The organism is Mycolicibacterium sp. MU0053, assembly GCF_963378095.1.
GTDB lineage: Bacteria > Actinomycetota > Actinomycetes > Mycobacteriales > Mycobacteriaceae > Mycobacterium > Mycobacterium burgundiense.
In genome coordinates, this window is the sequence record NZ_OY726397.1 from 2,275,882 (window position 1) to 2,290,620 (window position 14,739).

The following is a 14,739-nucleotide window of genomic DNA, read 5'->3' on the forward strand; positions in this document are numbered from 1 at the left end:
AATCGGCAACGCCCTCGGTAGGGTGTCAGGCTGATCTGGACACCGTCAGCGGTGTCGCGCGGGGACGGAGGTGACGGTGACGGTGGACTTGCGGCCCAGCGCTATCGCCGGTACCCCGCTGACGCGGTTGGCCGAGACCATCGGCGCCGGCCTGGCCGCCCCGTCGGCCGGGGCCGTCACCGTGACGGGGGTGACGCTGCGGGGCCAGGACGCCCGGCCCGGCGACCTCTTCGCGGCCCTGCCCGGATCGCGCGCGCACGGCGCCAAGTACGCCGCCGACGCGGTGGCCCGCGGTGCGGTGGCCGTGCTCACCGACCCGGCGGGCCTCGAGGCGCTGGCCGCCGAGCCGCCCGCACCGGTGTTGGTGCATCCCGACCCGCGATCCGTGCTCGGTCCGCTGGCCGCGCAGGTTTACGGGCGGCCGTCGGACCGGTTGGCGGTCATCGGCATCACCGGTACCTCGGGCAAGACCACCACGGCGTATCTGGTGGAGGCCGGCCTGCGCGCCGCCGACCGGCGCGCCGGTCTGATCGGCACGGTCGGGGTGCGGATCGACGGCACCGATGTGCCCAGCGCGCTGACCACTCCGGAGGCCCCCGCGGTGCAGGCGCTGTTGGCGCTCATGGCCGAGCGCGGCGTGGACACCGCCGTGATGGAGGTCTCCAGCCATGCGCTGTCGCTGGGCCGGGTCGACGGGGTGGACTTCGCGGTCGCGGGGTTCACCAACCTCTCGCGCGACCATCTGGACTTCCATCCCACGATGGCCGACTACTTCGAGGCCAAGGCCCGGCTGTTCGCGGGCGAATCGGGGCTGGCCGCGCGCCGGGCGGTCATCTGCATCGACGACGACGCGGGGCGGGCGATGGCGGCGCGCACCGACGACCCGGTGACGGTGAGCACCACCGGCCCCGCGGACTGGACCGTCACGGACATCCTGGTGCTCGGCGACGGCACCCAGGAGTTCACCGTCGTCGACCCGGCCGGCGTGCACCACCTGGTGGGGATCCGACTACCCGGCGCCTACAACATCGGGAACTGCCTGGTGGCGTTGGCGCTGCTCGATGCGGTCGGGGTGGCGCCGGAACAGGCCGCGCCCGGTTTGATCCGAGCCACCGTGCCCGGCCGGCTGGAACCGGTCGAGGCCGGTCAGGATTTTCTGGCACTGGTGGACTACGCCCACAAACCCGGCGCGCTGCGCGCGGTGCTGGAAACGTTGCGCGCCCAGCGCGGCGCGGGACGCGTCGCGGTGGTGTTCGGCGCCGGCGGCAACCGCGACGCGGGCAAACGCGCGCCGATGGGTCAGGTGGCCGCCGAACTCGCCGACCTGGTGGTGGTCACCGACGACAACCCCCGCGACGAGGATCCGGCGGTCATCCGCGCGGCGGTGCTGGCCGGCGCGCGGGCGGCAGGTGCAGCCGCCGAGATCGTCGAGGTGGGCGATCGCCGCGCGGCCATCGAGCACGCGGTGCGCTGGGCGCGCGCCGGTGATGTGGTGCTGATCGCGGGCAAGGGCCACGAGACCGGACAGACCGCGGCGGGGGTCACCGTGCCCTTCGATGACCGTGAACAGTTGGCGGCCGCGCTGGCGGCCCGACGGGAGCACCCATGATCGAGTTGTCGCTGGCCGAGATCGCCGAGATCGTCGGCGGTGAACTCGCCGACATCGATGCGGCCGCCGCGGCGCGGGTCGTGGTCACCGGCGCGGTCGAATTCGACTCGCGCGCAATCGGACCCGGCAGCCTGTTCCTGGCGTTGCCCGGGGCGCGCAGCGACGGACACGACTTCGCGGCCGCCGCGGTGGCCGCGGGCGCGGTCGCGGTGCTGGCGGCCCGGCCGGTGGGGGTGCCGGCGATCGTCGCGGCGCCCGTCGGGGCCGGTGATCGCAGCGCCGGCGTGCTGGAACACGACCGCGACGGCTCCGGTGCGGCCGTGTTGGCCGCGCTGGCCGCGTTGGCGGCCGAGGTGGCCCGGCGGCTGACCGCCGACGGGCTGACCATCGTCGGGGTGACCGGCTCCGCGGGCAAGACCTCCACCAAAGACCTTCTGGCCGCAGTGCTTTCGCCGCTGGGGGAGGTGGTCGCGCCGCCCGGCTCGTTCAACAACGAACTCGGCCACCCGTGGACCGTGCTGCGAGCGACACCGGCCACCGACTATCTGATTTTGGAGATGTCGGCGCGCCACCCCGGCAACATCGCGGCGCTGGCCGAGATTGCGCCGCCGCGCATCGCGGTCGTCCTGAACGTCGGCACCGCGCACCTCGGCGAGTTCGGCTCGCAAGAGGTGATTGCCGCTACTAAATCCGAACTGCCGCAAGCTATTCCGGAGACCGGCGTGGTGGTGCTCAACGCCGATGACTCGGCGGTCGCCGCGATGGCCGAGGTCACCGCGGCCCGGGTGGTCCGGGTCAGCCGGTCGGCGCCCGCCGACGTCTGGGCCGACCAGCCGACCCTGGACCCGATGGCCCGGCCCCGCTTCACGCTGCACTGGGACGACCGGTCCGTCGACGTGCAGTTGGCGGTGCACGGCGACCACCAGGTGTCCAACGCGCTGTGCGCGGCCGCCGTCGCGCTCGAATGCGGCGCCACCGGCGAGCAGGTCGCGGCGTCGCTGGCCGCGGCGGGACCGGCGTCCCCGCACCGGATGGCGGTGGCCGACCGGCCCGACGGTGTCACCGTCATCAACGACGCCTACAACGCCAACCCCGACTCGATGCGCGCGGGCCTGCAGGCCCTGGCCTGGATCGCCCGGGCCGGCGGCGCGAAGCGGCGCAGTTTCGCCGTGCTGGGCGAGATGGCCGAACTCGGCGAGGACGCGATTACCGAGCACGACCGCATCGGCCGACTCGCGGTGCGCTTAGATGTCTCTCGACTTGTCGTAGTGGGAACCGGGAGGGCTATGGGCGCCATGCATCAGGGTGCGGTCATGGAGGGATCGTGGGGCGCCGAGGCGACCCGCGTCGACGACACCAGGGCGGCCCTGGCGTTGCTGCGGGCCGAACTGGAACCCGGCGACGTGGTGCTGGTCAAGGCCTCGAACTCGGCCGGCCTGGCCGTGCTGGCCCAGACCCTGCTCGAGGACGCCGGATGAGGCTCATCCTGATCGCCGTCGGCATCTCGCTGGCGGTGTCGATTCTGCTGACGCCCGCGCTGATCCGGCTGTTCACCAAGCAGGGCTTCGGCCACGAGATCCGCGAGGACGGCCCGCCGAGCCACCAGACCAAGCGCGGCACCCCGTCGATGGGCGGGGTGGCGATTTTGGCCGGCATCTGGGCCGGCTACCTGGGCACCCACCTGGTCGGTGTGGCGCTGCACGGCGAGGGTCCGACGGCCTCGGGGCTGTTGGTGCTGGGCCTGGCCACGGCGCTGGGCCTGGTCGGATTCCTCGACGACCTGATCAAGATCCGCCGGTCGCGCAACCTGGGCCTGAACAAGACCACCAAGACCATCGGACAGGTCTCGGCCGCGGTGCTGTTCGGCGTGCTGGTGCTGCAGTTCCGCAACGCCGACGGCCTGACCCCGGCCAGTACGCAGCTGTCCTACGTCCGCGAGATCGCCACCGTCGCGCTGCCGACGCTGCTGTTCCTGTTGTTCGTGGTGCTGGTGGTCTCGGCCTGGTCGAACGCGGTGAACTTCACCGACGGCCTCGACGGGTTGGCCGCCGGCAGCATGGGCATGGTGAGCGCGGCCTATGTGCTGATCACCTTCTGGCAGTACCGCAACGCGTGTGCCACCTCGCCCGGGCTGGGCTGCTACAACGTCCGCGACCCGTTGGACCTGGCGTTGATCGCGGCCGCCACCGCGGGTGCCTGCATCGGCTTCCTGTGGTGGAACGCGGCCCCGGCCAAGATCTTCATGGGCGACACCGGTTCGCTGGCGCTCGGCGGCATCATCGCCGGGCTCTCGGTCACCAGCCACACCGAGGTGTTGGCCGTGGTGCTCGGTGCGCTGTTCGTCGCCGAGATCGTCTCGGTCGTCGTGCAGATCCTGGCGTTCCGCACCACCGGCCGGCGCGTCTTCCGGATGGCGCCGTTCCACCATCACTTCGAGCTGGTCGGTTGGGCCGAGACCACGGTGATCATCCGGTTCTGGTTGCTCACCGCGATCGCCTGCGGGTTGGGCGTCGCGTTGTTCTATGGCGAGTGGCTGACCGCGATCGGTGCCTGACGTGCTGGGCCCGTTGGTGTCGGGGGAGCGGGTGCTGGTCGTGGGGGCCGGTGTCACGGGCCGGGCCGCGCTGGCCGCGCTGCGCCGGCTGGACGCCCGCGCGGACCTCACCGACGACCGCCCTGCCGCGCTCGCGCCGTATGCCGCCGACGGCGTCGCGGTGATCGACCCCGGCGCCGCCGCGGCGCAGATCGCCGACTACGCGCTGCTGGTGATCAGCCCCGGTGTGCCGCCCAACGCTCCGGTGCCGGTCGCGGCAGCGGCGGCCGGGGTACCGGTGTGGGGCGACATGGAGCTGGCCTGGCGGCTGGATCAGTCCGGCCACTACGGGCCGCCGCGGCGCTGGCTGGTGGTCACCGGCACCAACGGCAAGACCACCACCACCTCGATGCTGCAGGCGATGCTGACCGCCGGCGGGCAGACCAGCCTGCTGTGCGGAAACATCGGCGACCCGGTGCTCGACGTGCTCGCGCAGCCGTCGCAGCTGCTGGCGGTCGAGGCATCGAGCTTCCAGCTGTTCTGGTCGGAGTCGGTGCGGCCGGCGGCCGGGGTGGTGCTCAACGTCGCCGAGGACCATCTGGACTGGCACGGTTCCCCGGCGCATTACGCCGCGGCCAAGGCCAAGGTGTTGACCGGCCGGGTGGCCGTCGTCGGGCTCGACGACCCGTGGGCGGCGAGCCTGCTGGGCCCCGCGCCCGCCCCGGTGAAGGTCGGGTTCCGGCTCGGTGCGCCGGGACCGGGTGAGCTCGGTGTCGTCGACGGCATGCTGGTCGACCGGGCGTTCGCCGACGGGATCGCGCTGGCGCCGCTGGATTCGATCCCGGTGGCCGGGCCCGTCGGCGTGCTCGACGCGTTGGCCGCGGCCGCCCTGGCCCGCTCGGTGGGCACCCCCGCCGCGGCGATCGCCGCCGCGCTCGCCTCGTTCACGGTGGGCCGGCATCGTGCCGAATTGGTGGCGGTGCGGGACGGGGTCAGCTATGTCGACGATTCCAAGGCCACCAATCCGCACGCCGCCGAGGCATCGATCCGGGCCTATCCGAAGGTGGTGTGGATCGCCGGGGGTTTGCTCAAGGGGGCGTCGGTGGACGCGCTGGTCACCGCCGTCGCCGACCGCCTGAGCGGGGCCGTGCTGATCGGCCGGGACCGCGCCGCGGTTGCCGAGGCGTTATCACGACACGCACCCGATGTACCCGTCGTTCAGGTTGTGACGGGGGAGGATGTTGGGGTGCCTGGGACAAATGAGTCTTCTGTGACTCGTGTGATTGACGCCGGGTCGCCCGGCGCAGCGGTGATGACCGAGGCGGTGACGGCCGCACGGGCGCTGGCCCGCCCCGGCGACACGGTGCTGCTGGCGCCCGCCGGCGCCTCGTTCGACCAGTTCAGCGGCTATTCCGATCGTGGCGATCGGTTTGCCGCGGCGGTTCGCGCGCTGACCGACGCCGGACAGTAGGCCCGCGCGATGGCGGCCAATGTGATGAGCCGATGGTGGGGCCGGGTACGTCCCGGGCGCGAGGACACCCCCGCCAAGACCTCGACCGTGGCGACGGCTCCGGTGCCGCGCACTCGGTTCGGGGCGTGGCTGAGCAAGCCGATGACGTCGTTCCACCTGATCGTGGCCATCGCCGCGCTGCTGGTCACGCTCGGCCTGGTCATGGTGCTGTCGGCCTCGGGCGTGCACTCCTACGACGCCGACGGTTCCCCCTGGTCGATCTTTGCCAAGCAGGTGCTGTGGACCGTCATCGGGCTGGTCGCGTTCTACATCGCGCTGCGGATGCCGGTCGCGCTGATGCGCCGGCTGGCCTTCCCGGGCTTCGCCTTCTCGATGGTGTTGCTGGTGCTGGTGCTCATCCCCGGTGTCGGCACCCTGTCCAACGGTTCACGCAGCTGGTTCGTGGTCTCGGGGTTCTCGATGCAGCCCTCGGAGCTCACCAAGATCGCCTTCGCGATCTGGGGTGCGCACCTGCTGGCATCGCGACGGCTGGAACGCGCCTCGCTGCGGGAGATGCTGATCCCGCTGATCCCGGCGGTAATGATCGCGTTGGCGCTGATCCTGCTCCAGCCCGACCTCGGCCAGACGGTGTCGCTGGGCATCATCCTGCTGGCGCTGCTGTGGTATGCGGGCCTGCCGTTGAAGGTGTTCCTCACCTCGACGCTGGCGGTCTTGTCCGCCGGGGCGGTTCTGGCGGTTTCGGCGGGCTACCGCAGCGCGCGCGTGCAGTCCTGGCTCGACCCGTCCGCCGATGCCCAGGGCTCCGGCTATCAGGCCCGGCAGGCGAAATTCGCGCTGGCCAACGGCGGCATCTTCGGCGACGGACTGGGCCAGGGTAGCGCCAAGTACAACTACCTGCCCAACGCGCACAACGACTTCATCTTCGCGATCATCGGCGAGGAACTCGGGTTCGTCGGGGCGATGGGGCTGCTGGGCCTGTTCGCGCTGTTCGCCTACACCGGCATGCGGATCGCGCGCCGCTCGGTCGATCCGTTCCTGCGGCTGCTCACCGCGACCACCACGCTGTGGATCCTGGGCCAGGTCTTCATCAACGTCGGGTACGTCGTCGGACTACTGCCCGTCACCGGTCTGCAGCTGCCGCTGATCTCCGCCGGCGGAACATCGACGGCAACAACGCTTTTCATCATCGGCGTGATGGCCAACGCCGCCCGGCACGAGCCCGATGCGGTGGCCGCACTGCGGGCCGGCCGCGACGACCGGATGAACCGGCTGCTGCGGTTGCCGCCGCCCGAACCCTATGTGCCGAGCCGGGTGGAGGCGCTGCGCGACCGGTTGCGCACCCAGAAGCCGGCCAGGAAGGCACCCCCGAAACCCGTCAAGAAGGGCGCGGCCAAGGGTAAGCAGAGCGCCCCGGCGCCGGCCCGGCGGCCCGCCAAGGCGCGGGCGGATGATCGCGGCGCGCGCAGGTCGGTGCATCATGGAGACGGTCAACGCCGCGCGAGGTCCACCCCGCAGGCGCGAAAGCAATCGGCTGCTGCGGGCGCGGGTACTCCCAAGCCCCGCCGGGCCAGAGCAACGGAAGGTCAGCGTTACGGGTGAAAGACTCGATCTCGGTAGTCCTGGCCGGCGGCGGGACCGCGGGTCATGTCGAACCCGCGATGGCGGTCGCCGATGCGCTGCGGGCCCTGGACGCCGAGGTGCGTATCACCGCGCTGGGCACCGCGCGTGGTCTGGAGACCCGACTGGTGCCCGAGCGTGGCTACGACCTCGAACTGATCACGCCGGTGCCGCTGCCGCGTAAACCCAACGCCGATCTGATTCGGTTGCCGCTGCGGGTTCGACGCGCCGTCCGCGAGACCCGCGCCGTGCTCGACGCGGTGCACGCCGACGTCATCATCGGATTCGGCGGCTACGTCGCGCTGCCGGCCTATCTGGCCGCGCGCGGGGGACTCACCGGCCGGCGCCGGGTGCCGGTGGTGATCCACGAGGCCAACGCCAGCGCCGGTATCGCCAACAAGGTGGGCGCGCGCACCGCGGCCCGGGTGTTGGCGGCGGTGGACGGATCGGGCCTCAACGGCGCGGAGGTGGTCGGGGTGCCGGTGCGCTCGACGATCACCGGCCTGGACCGGGCGGCGTTGCGCGCGCAGGCGCGGGCCCACTTCGGCTTCGCCCCGGACGCGCGGGTGCTGCTGGTCTTCGGTGGTTCCCAGGGCGCGGCGTCGATCAACCGGGCGGTGTCCGCGGCCGCGGCTGCGTTGGCCCGCAACAATATTGCCGTGCTCCACGCGCACGGCCCGAAGAATGTGCTGGACCTGCGCACGCCCGCGGCCACCGACGCCCCCTATGTCGCGGTGCCGTACCTGGACCGGATGGATCTGGCCTATGCCGCAGCCGACCTCGCGATCTGCCGGTCCGGGGCGATGACCGTCGCCGAGGTCTCGGCGGTCGGGCTGCCCGCGGTGTATGTGCCGCTGCCGATCGGCAACGGCGAACAGCGCCTCAACGCGCTGCCGGTCGTCAACGCCGGCGGCGGGGTGCTGGTCGCCGACGACGAGCTGACCCCGGAGTTCGTGGCCGACACCGTCGCGGGGCTGCTCACCGACGACGCGCGGCTGACGGCGATGACCGCGGCCGCGGCCGCGGTGGGCCATCGGGACGCGGCGACCCGGGTCGCCACGGTTGCGCTGGAAACCGCACGCTCGGCCCGGCCGCGGGTGCACCGATGACCGCGCAGCTGCCCGAGGAGCTGCGCCGGGTCCACATGGTCGGCATCGGTGGCGCCGGGATGTCCGGCATCGCCCGGATTCTGCTGGACCGCGGCGCGCTCGTATCCGGTTCGGACGCAAAGGAATCCCGTGGCGTGATCGCGTTGCGGGCGCGCGGCGCACTGATCGACATCGGACACGATGCGGGCGCCCTCGACCTGTTGCCCGGCGGCCCGACGGCGGTCATCAGCACCCACGCGGCGATCCCGAAGACCAACCCCGAGTTGGTCGAGGCGCGGCGACGCGGAATCCCAGTGGTGATGCGCCCCACCGTGCTGGCCAGGCTGATGGACGGCCACACCACCGTGCTGGTGTCCGGTACCCACGGCAAGACCACCACCACCTCGATGCTGATCGTCGCGCTGCAGCACGCCGGCATGGACCCGTCGTTCGCGGTCGGTGGCGACCTCGGTGAAGCGGGCACCAACGCCCACCACGGCAGCGGCGATTGCTTCGTGGCCGAGGCCGACGAGAGCGACGGTTCGCTGCTGGAGTACACCCCCGATGTCGCGGTGGTCACCAACATCGAGGCCGACCACCTCGACTTCTTCGGCAGCCCCGAGGCCTACACCGCGGTGTTCGACGAATTCGTGGACCGACTGACCCCCGGGGGCGTGCTGGTCGTGTGCGTCGACGACCCCGGCGCCGCCGCGTTGGCCGACCGGATGGCCGCTCGGGGGGTGCGGGTGCTGGCCTACGGCAGCCCCGGCGGGCGCGAATTGGCCGGCGCGCTGCTGTCCTGGCAGCAGCAGGGGACCGGCGCGGTGGCCGAGATCCAGTTGGCCGGGGAATCGCATCCGCGCGCGATGCGGCTGTCGGTGCCGGGTCGGCACATGGCCCTCAACGCGTTGGCGGCGCTGCTGGCCGCGATCGAGGCCGGCGCGCCCACCGAATTGGTCCTCGACGGGCTGGCGGGTTTCGAAGGGGTGCGGCGGCGCTTCGAATTGGTGGGCGCCGCCAACGGTATTCGGGTCTTCGATGACTACGCCCATCACCCGACCGAGGTGCGCGCGGTGCTGTCAGCCCTGCGCACGGTCGCCGAGCACAGCGGGGGCGGTCGGACACTGGTGGTGTTCCAGCCGCACTTGTATTCGCGTACAAAGACTTTCGCCACCGAGTTCGCCGACGCGCTGAGCGCCGCCGACCAGGTGTTCGTACTTGATGTGTATGCCGCCCGGGAGCAGCCGATCGTGGGGATCAGCGGTGCGACCATCGCCGGGCAGGTCAGCGCCGCGGTGCGGTATCTGCCCGATCTGTCGACGGTGGCGCCCACCGTGGCCGAGGTGGCCCGGCCCGGCGACGTCATCGTCACCATGGGCGCAGGCGATGTGACGATGCTGGGCCCGGAGATCCTGATCCAGTTGCAGGTGCGGGCCAATCGCGGCGCACCGGGCGGGACCGGAGCCTCCTGGTGAGCGGGCCCACCGAGCCGACGCCACCGGCCGAGGAGGCGGAACCGATCCTCGAGCGCGACGCCCAGCTGGACACCGGACCCGTCGCGCAACCGGCCGCCGAGGCGGCTGCCGAACCGCCAACCGCACCGGAGAGTGCCGAGGGCCAAACCGACTCGGAGGAAATCGATTTCGAGGGTCCGCGGCGGCGGGCCCGCCGGGAGCGCGAAGAGCGCCGGGCGGCCCAGCAACGCGCCCGCGCGATCGAGGACGCCCGCCGCGAGGCCAAACGCCGGGCCAGCGGACTCGTCCCGCCGGGGGCGCCCACCCCGCGCGGCAGGGTGCGCGGCCTGCGCGCGGCCCTGCTGACCACGCTGGTCGTCATCCTCGGGGTCGGCGTGGGGCTGATCCTGTACTTCACCCCGGTGATGTCGGTGCGCGACGTGCTGGTCGTGGGCACCGCCGAGGTGCCGGTCGAGGAGGTGACCGAGGTCGCGCAGGTCGCGTTGGGCACCCCGCTGCTGCAGGTCAACACCGGTGCGGTGGCCGACCGGGTGGCGGAGATCCGCCGGGTCGCCAGCGCCCGGGTGCAGCGCGAATATCCCTCGACGCTGCGCATCACGATTGCCGAGCGGGTGCCGGTCGCGGTGATGGACTTCCCGGACGGTCCGCACCTGTTCGACCGCGACGGCGTCGATTTCGCCACCGCGCCGCCGCCGCCGTCGCTGCCGTATCTGGAGGTCGCGACCCCGGGGCCGGCCGATCCGCCGACCCAGGCCGCGCTCGCGGTGTTGACCTCGCTGCGTCCGGAGGTCGTCGAGCAGGTGGGTCGGGTGGCCGCCCCGTCGGTGGCCTCGATCACCCTGACCCTGGTCGACGGCCGGGAAGTGGTGTGGGGCACGCACGGCCGTACCGAGGAGAAGGCCGAGAAGCTGGCGGCGTTGCTGACCCAGCCCGGACACACCTATGACGTGTCGAGTCCGGACCTTCCCACGGTCAAGTGAGACCGAAATTGCCTCCCGACACGTCGGCGCGCCTGCCGGACTAGCTGCCGCGACACCCATACCGTCTTGGTTACGCGGAACTACTTGACATAACTCTAAGCCTGTGGTTGAGGTTGAGGGTTTGCAGGTCAAGGGTTCTGCACCGAGTTCGGCACAACCCGTCCCATGGGAGGAAGACATGACCCCCCCGCACAACTACCTCGCCGTCATCAAGGTGGTCGGCATCGGCGGCGGCGGCGTCAATGCCGTCAACCGCATGATCGAACAGGGCCTCAAGGGTGTCGAGTTCATCGCGATCAACACCGACGCTCAGGCGCTGTTGATGAGCGATGCCGACGTCAAGCTCGACGTCGGCCGCGATTCGACCCGCGGTCTCGGCGCCGGCGCCGATCCCGAGGTCGGTCGGAAAGCCGCCGAGGACGCCAAGGATGAGATCGAAGAGTTGCTCCGCGGCGCCGACATGGTGTTCGTCACCGCGGGCGAAGGCGGCGGCACGGGCACCGGTGGTGCACCCGTGGTGGCCACCATCGCGCGCAAGCTCGGTGCCCTGACCGTCGGCGTGGTGACCCGCCCGTTCTCGTTCGAGGGCAAGCGCCGCTCGAATCAGGCCGAGATCGGGATCACCTCGCTGCGCGAGAGCTGCGACACCCTCATCGTGATCCCCAACGACCGGTTGCTGCAGATGGGTGACGCCGCGGTATCGCTGATGGACGCGTTCCGCAGTGCCGACGAGGTCCTGCTCAACGGCGTGCAGGGCATCACCGACCTGATCACCACACCGGGCCTGATCAATGTCGACTTCGCCGACGTCAAGGGCGTGATGAGCGGCGCCGGCACCGCGCTGATGGGCATCGGCGCCGCGCGCGGCGACGGTCGGGCGCTCAAGGCCGCCGAGATCGCGATCAACTCACCGCTGCTCGAGCAGTCGATGGAGGGCGCCCAAGGCGTGCTGCTGTCGGTGGCCGGCGGCAGCGACCTGGGGCTGTTCGAAATCAACGAGGCGGCCTCGCTGGTCCAGGACGCCGCCCATCAGGACGCGAACATCATCTTCGGCACGGTCATCGACGACTCGCTCGGCGACGAGGTGCGGGTGACGGTGATCGCGGCGGGCTTCGAGGCCGGTGCGCCGAGTCGCAAGCCGGTGGTGAGTCCGGGGGCCGCGCCCGGGTCGACCCAGCCCATCGCCGCCGGTAAGGCCGGCAAGGTGAGCTCACCGCTGTTCGACCCGGTCGACGCCGCGAGCGTGCCGCCGCACTCCAACGGCGCCACGGTCCGCGTCGGCGGCCCGGACGACGGCGGCATTGCCGACGACGACGTCGACGTGCCGCCCTTCATGCGTCACTGACGGGTGTTTCGCGTACGGCGCGTGCTGACCACGCGGGCTGGTGGCGTTTCGAAGCCGCCCTACGACACCTTCAACCTGGGTGACCATGTCGGCGACGACCCGGCCGCCGTGGCGGCCAACCGCCGGCGGTTGGCGACGGCCACTGGCCTCGGCATCGACCGGGTGGTCTGGATGAATCAGGTGCACGGCGTCCGCGTCGAAACCGTCGACGGCCCCCGGGCCGTCGCCGTCGACGACACCGACGCCCTGGTGAGCGCGACGCCACGGCTGGCGCTGGCGGTGGTGACCGCCGACTGCGTTCCGGTTCTGCTGGCCGATGCCCGGGCCGGCGTAGTGGCCGCCGCGCACGCCGGTCGCGTCGGTGCCCAAAATGGCGTGGTGCCCGAAACCGTGGCAGCGATGCTGCGCGCGGGCGCACATCTCGCCGATATTTCGGTGTTGCTCGGACCGGCGGTCAGCGGCGCCAACTATGAGGTGCCGGCCGCCATGGCCGACGAGGTCGAGGCGGCGCTACCCGGCAGTCGCACCGTGACCGCGCGGGGCACCGCCGGGCTGGACCTGCGCGCCGGAATCGCCCGTCAGCTCAAGGATTTGGGTGTGGCGGCCATTGACATCGACCACCGTTGCACGGTGGCCGACCGGAACCTGTTCAGCCACCGGCGTGGCGCTCCGACCGGTCGACTCGCGTCGTTGGTGTGGCTGGAATGACCGAATCAACGGGCCGTGCTATCGAGCTGGCAAATTCATTGGCGGCACTTCGAATTCGATTGTCAACGGCCGCGGAAAATGCGTCCCGCAAAGTCGAAGAAATTGAATTACTGCCAATTACCAAATTCTTTCCGGTAACCGATATTCAAATGCTGGCGGAGTTGGGGTGTCGCGCATTCGGGGAATCGCGCGATCAGGAGGCCCGCGCCAAGATCGAGGCGCTGCAGCGGGTGTGGGACTGGCCCGCCGACGCGCGTTGGCACATGGTCGGGCAGATCCAGCGCAACAAGGCCCGCTCGATCGCCGCCTGGGCCGCGACGGTGCATTCGGTCAGCAGCGCGCGGGTGGCCGCGGCGCTGGATCGGGGTGTGGCCGAGGCCCGTTCGGCCGGCCACCGCGCCGACCCGCTTGGGGTCTACGTCCAGATCAGTCTCGACGGCGACGTCTCGCGCGGCGGCGTGGATGTGCACCAACCCGCCGCGGTCGACGCATTGTGTGCGCAGGTCGACGCCGCGGCCGGGCTCGAACTCGTGGGGCTGATGGGCGTCCCGCCGCTGGGGGCGGACCCCGACGTGGCCTTCGCGGCGCTGGCGGCCGAATTGCGGCGGGTCCAGCGCAGCTATTCGCAGCGCCTCGGGCTGTCCGCGGGCATGACCGAGGATCTCGAAATTGCCGTCAAACATGGATCAACTTGCGTGCGTGTCGGTACCGCGCTTCTGGGTCCACGACCGCTAACGTCACCGTGAGTAGTCACTCCAGTCACATCTTCATCACAGGCACCAAGACTTTAACCCATCGAGAGGGTCCACGATGAGCGCACTTCACAAGGTCAAGGCCTACTTCGGGATGGCACCGTTGGAGGACTACGACGACGAGTATTACGACGACGACGACCGCGGTCCCCGCGCCGCCTACCCACGCCGCGAACGCTTCGACGACGGGTACGAGCGGGGTCGCTACCCGGAGCGCGACCACGAGTACAGCGACGAGCCCGAATACGCCGGCGCCTACCGCGGCGGCTACGGCGACGACGCCCGGTTCCGGCCGCGTGAGTTCGAACGTCCCACGCCGCCGCGCCTCGGCGCGCTGCGCGGCCCCACCCGCGGCGCGCTGGCGATGGACCCGCGCCGGATGGCGATGCTCTTCGAGGAGGGCAGCCCGCTGTCGAAGATCACCACGCTGCGGCCCAAGGATTACAGCGAGGCGCGCACCATCGGCGAGCGCTTCCGCGACGGCACCCCGGTGATCATGGACCTGGTGTCGATGGACAACGCCGACGCCAAGCGGCTGGTCGACTTCGCCGCCGGCCTGGCATTTGCGCTGCGCGGATCGTTCGACAAGGTCGCCACCAAGGTGTTCCTGTTGTCGCCGGCGGACGTCGAGGTGACGCCCGAGGAGCGCCGCAAGATGGCCGAGGCCGGCTTCTACGCGTACCAGTAGGGGCTGCCGGTAGGCTGACCGAGGCGTCGACCGACCGGTGTCGGCAGCATCACCACCTCGTCAGTAAGGTCACTCTCGGTTGAAGATCGTCTTCGAAATCCTGGGCTTTGCGCTGTTCATCTTCTGGCTGCTGCTGATCGCCCGAGTGGTCGTCGAGTTCATTCGCTCGTTCAGCCGGGACTGGCAGCCCAAGGGGCCCACGGTGGTGATCCTCGAGATCATCATGACCCTCACGGATCCGCCGGTGCGGCTGCTGCGTCGCCTGATCCCGCCGCTGAATCTCGGGGCCGTGCGGTTGGACCTGTCCATCATGGTGCTGTTGCTGTTGGCGTTCATCGGTATGCGAGTGGCGTTCGCCGCGGCTATGTAGTTGCCGTCGGCGGGCCGTTCCGGACTACTGCAAGCTCGGCAATATCGCAGCCGAGTAAGATTGAAATTCGCTCTTAATTATCGGGCTGCTTAGCTACCGACGG

General features: G+C 70.9%; 13 protein-coding genes. All 13 read left to right on the plus strand.

What is annotated here, in order from left to right:
* Positions 1 to 76 precede the first annotated feature (76 nt).
* The 13 genes from RCP80_RS10460 (at position 77) to RCP80_RS10520 (ending at position 14,636) form a co-directional block, all read left to right on the plus strand.
* Positions 77 to 1,609 carry a UDP-N-acetylmuramoyl-L-alanyl-D-glutamate--2,6-diaminopimelate ligase gene (locus RCP80_RS10460; RefSeq protein ID WP_373693487.1) on the plus strand — a complete coding sequence of 511 codons (1,533 nt, stop codon included), beginning with the start codon at positions 77 to 79 and terminating at the stop codon, positions 1,607 to 1,609.
* Positions 1,606 to 3,087: a UDP-N-acetylmuramoyl-tripeptide--D-alanyl-D-alanine ligase gene (locus RCP80_RS10465; RefSeq protein ID WP_308482257.1), complete on the plus strand. Its 1,482-nt coding sequence runs from the start codon at positions 1,606 to 1,608 to the stop codon at positions 3,085 to 3,087. Before RCP80_RS10460 ends, RCP80_RS10465 begins: the two co-directional genes overlap by 4 nt.
* A complete protein-coding gene (gene mraY / locus RCP80_RS10470; RefSeq protein WP_308482258.1) occupies positions 3,084 to 4,163 on the plus strand; it encodes a phospho-N-acetylmuramoyl-pentapeptide-transferase in 1,080 nt (359 codons plus the stop codon). Before RCP80_RS10465 ends, mraY begins: the two co-directional genes overlap by 4 nt.
* 1 nt (position 4,164) lies before the next feature.
* Positions 4,165 to 5,613 (plus strand): UDP-N-acetylmuramoyl-L-alanine--D-glutamate ligase, encoded by a 1,449-nt coding sequence (murD, locus tag RCP80_RS10475; protein ID WP_373693524.1) that lies wholly within the window; start codon positions 4,165 to 4,167, stop codon positions 5,611 to 5,613.
* Between the two features lie 24 nt (positions 5,614 to 5,637).
* Positions 5,638 to 7,212: a putative lipid II flippase FtsW gene (gene ftsW / locus RCP80_RS10480; protein WP_373693525.1), complete on the plus strand. Its 1,575-nt coding sequence runs from the start codon at positions 5,638 to 5,640 to the stop codon at positions 7,210 to 7,212.
* Entirely contained in the window at positions 7,209 to 8,339 is a 1,131-nt protein-coding gene (gene murG, locus RCP80_RS10485) for an undecaprenyldiphospho-muramoylpentapeptide beta-N-acetylglucosaminyltransferase (RefSeq protein WP_308482261.1), read from the plus strand. The genes ftsW and murG overlap by 4 nt, the downstream gene beginning before the upstream one ends.
* Complete coding sequence (gene murC / locus RCP80_RS10490; RefSeq protein WP_308482262.1) at positions 8,336 to 9,793, plus strand: UDP-N-acetylmuramate--L-alanine ligase; 1,458 nt, start codon at positions 8,336 to 8,338, stop codon at positions 9,791 to 9,793. Before murG ends, murC begins: the two co-directional genes overlap by 4 nt.
* Positions 9,787 to 10,773: a cell division protein FtsQ/DivIB gene (locus tag RCP80_RS10495; protein ID WP_373693526.1), complete on the plus strand. Its 987-nt coding sequence runs from the start codon at positions 9,787 to 9,789 to the stop codon at positions 10,771 to 10,773. Before murC ends, RCP80_RS10495 begins: the two co-directional genes overlap by 7 nt.
* A 178-nt stretch (positions 10,774 to 10,951) precedes the next feature.
* The gene (ftsZ, locus tag RCP80_RS10500) at positions 10,952 to 12,118 is read left to right on the plus strand and encodes a cell division protein FtsZ (RefSeq protein WP_308482263.1); all 1,167 of its coding nucleotides are present in this window, start codon (positions 10,952 to 10,954) and stop codon (positions 12,116 to 12,118) included.
* Positions 12,119 to 12,121: 3 nt separating this feature from the next.
* Positions 12,122 to 12,826 (plus strand): peptidoglycan editing factor PgeF, encoded by a 705-nt coding sequence (gene pgeF, locus RCP80_RS10505; RefSeq protein WP_308482264.1) that lies wholly within the window; start codon positions 12,122 to 12,124, stop codon positions 12,824 to 12,826.
* Complete coding sequence (locus RCP80_RS10510) at positions 12,823 to 13,572, plus strand: YggS family pyridoxal phosphate-dependent enzyme (protein ID WP_308482794.1); 750 nt, start codon at positions 12,823 to 12,825, stop codon at positions 13,570 to 13,572. The genes pgeF and RCP80_RS10510 overlap by 4 nt, the downstream gene beginning before the upstream one ends.
* Positions 13,573 to 13,636: 64 nt before the next feature.
* Positions 13,637 to 14,266, plus strand: a complete 630-nt coding sequence (locus tag RCP80_RS10515) for a cell division protein SepF (protein WP_308482265.1) — start codon at positions 13,637 to 13,639, stop codon at positions 14,264 to 14,266.
* 79 nt (positions 14,267 to 14,345) lie between these two features.
* On the plus strand, positions 14,346 to 14,636 hold the full coding sequence (locus tag RCP80_RS10520) for a YggT family protein (RefSeq protein WP_308482266.1): 291 nt from the start codon (positions 14,346 to 14,348) through the stop codon (positions 14,634 to 14,636).
* Positions 14,637 to 14,739: the final 103 nt, after the last annotated feature.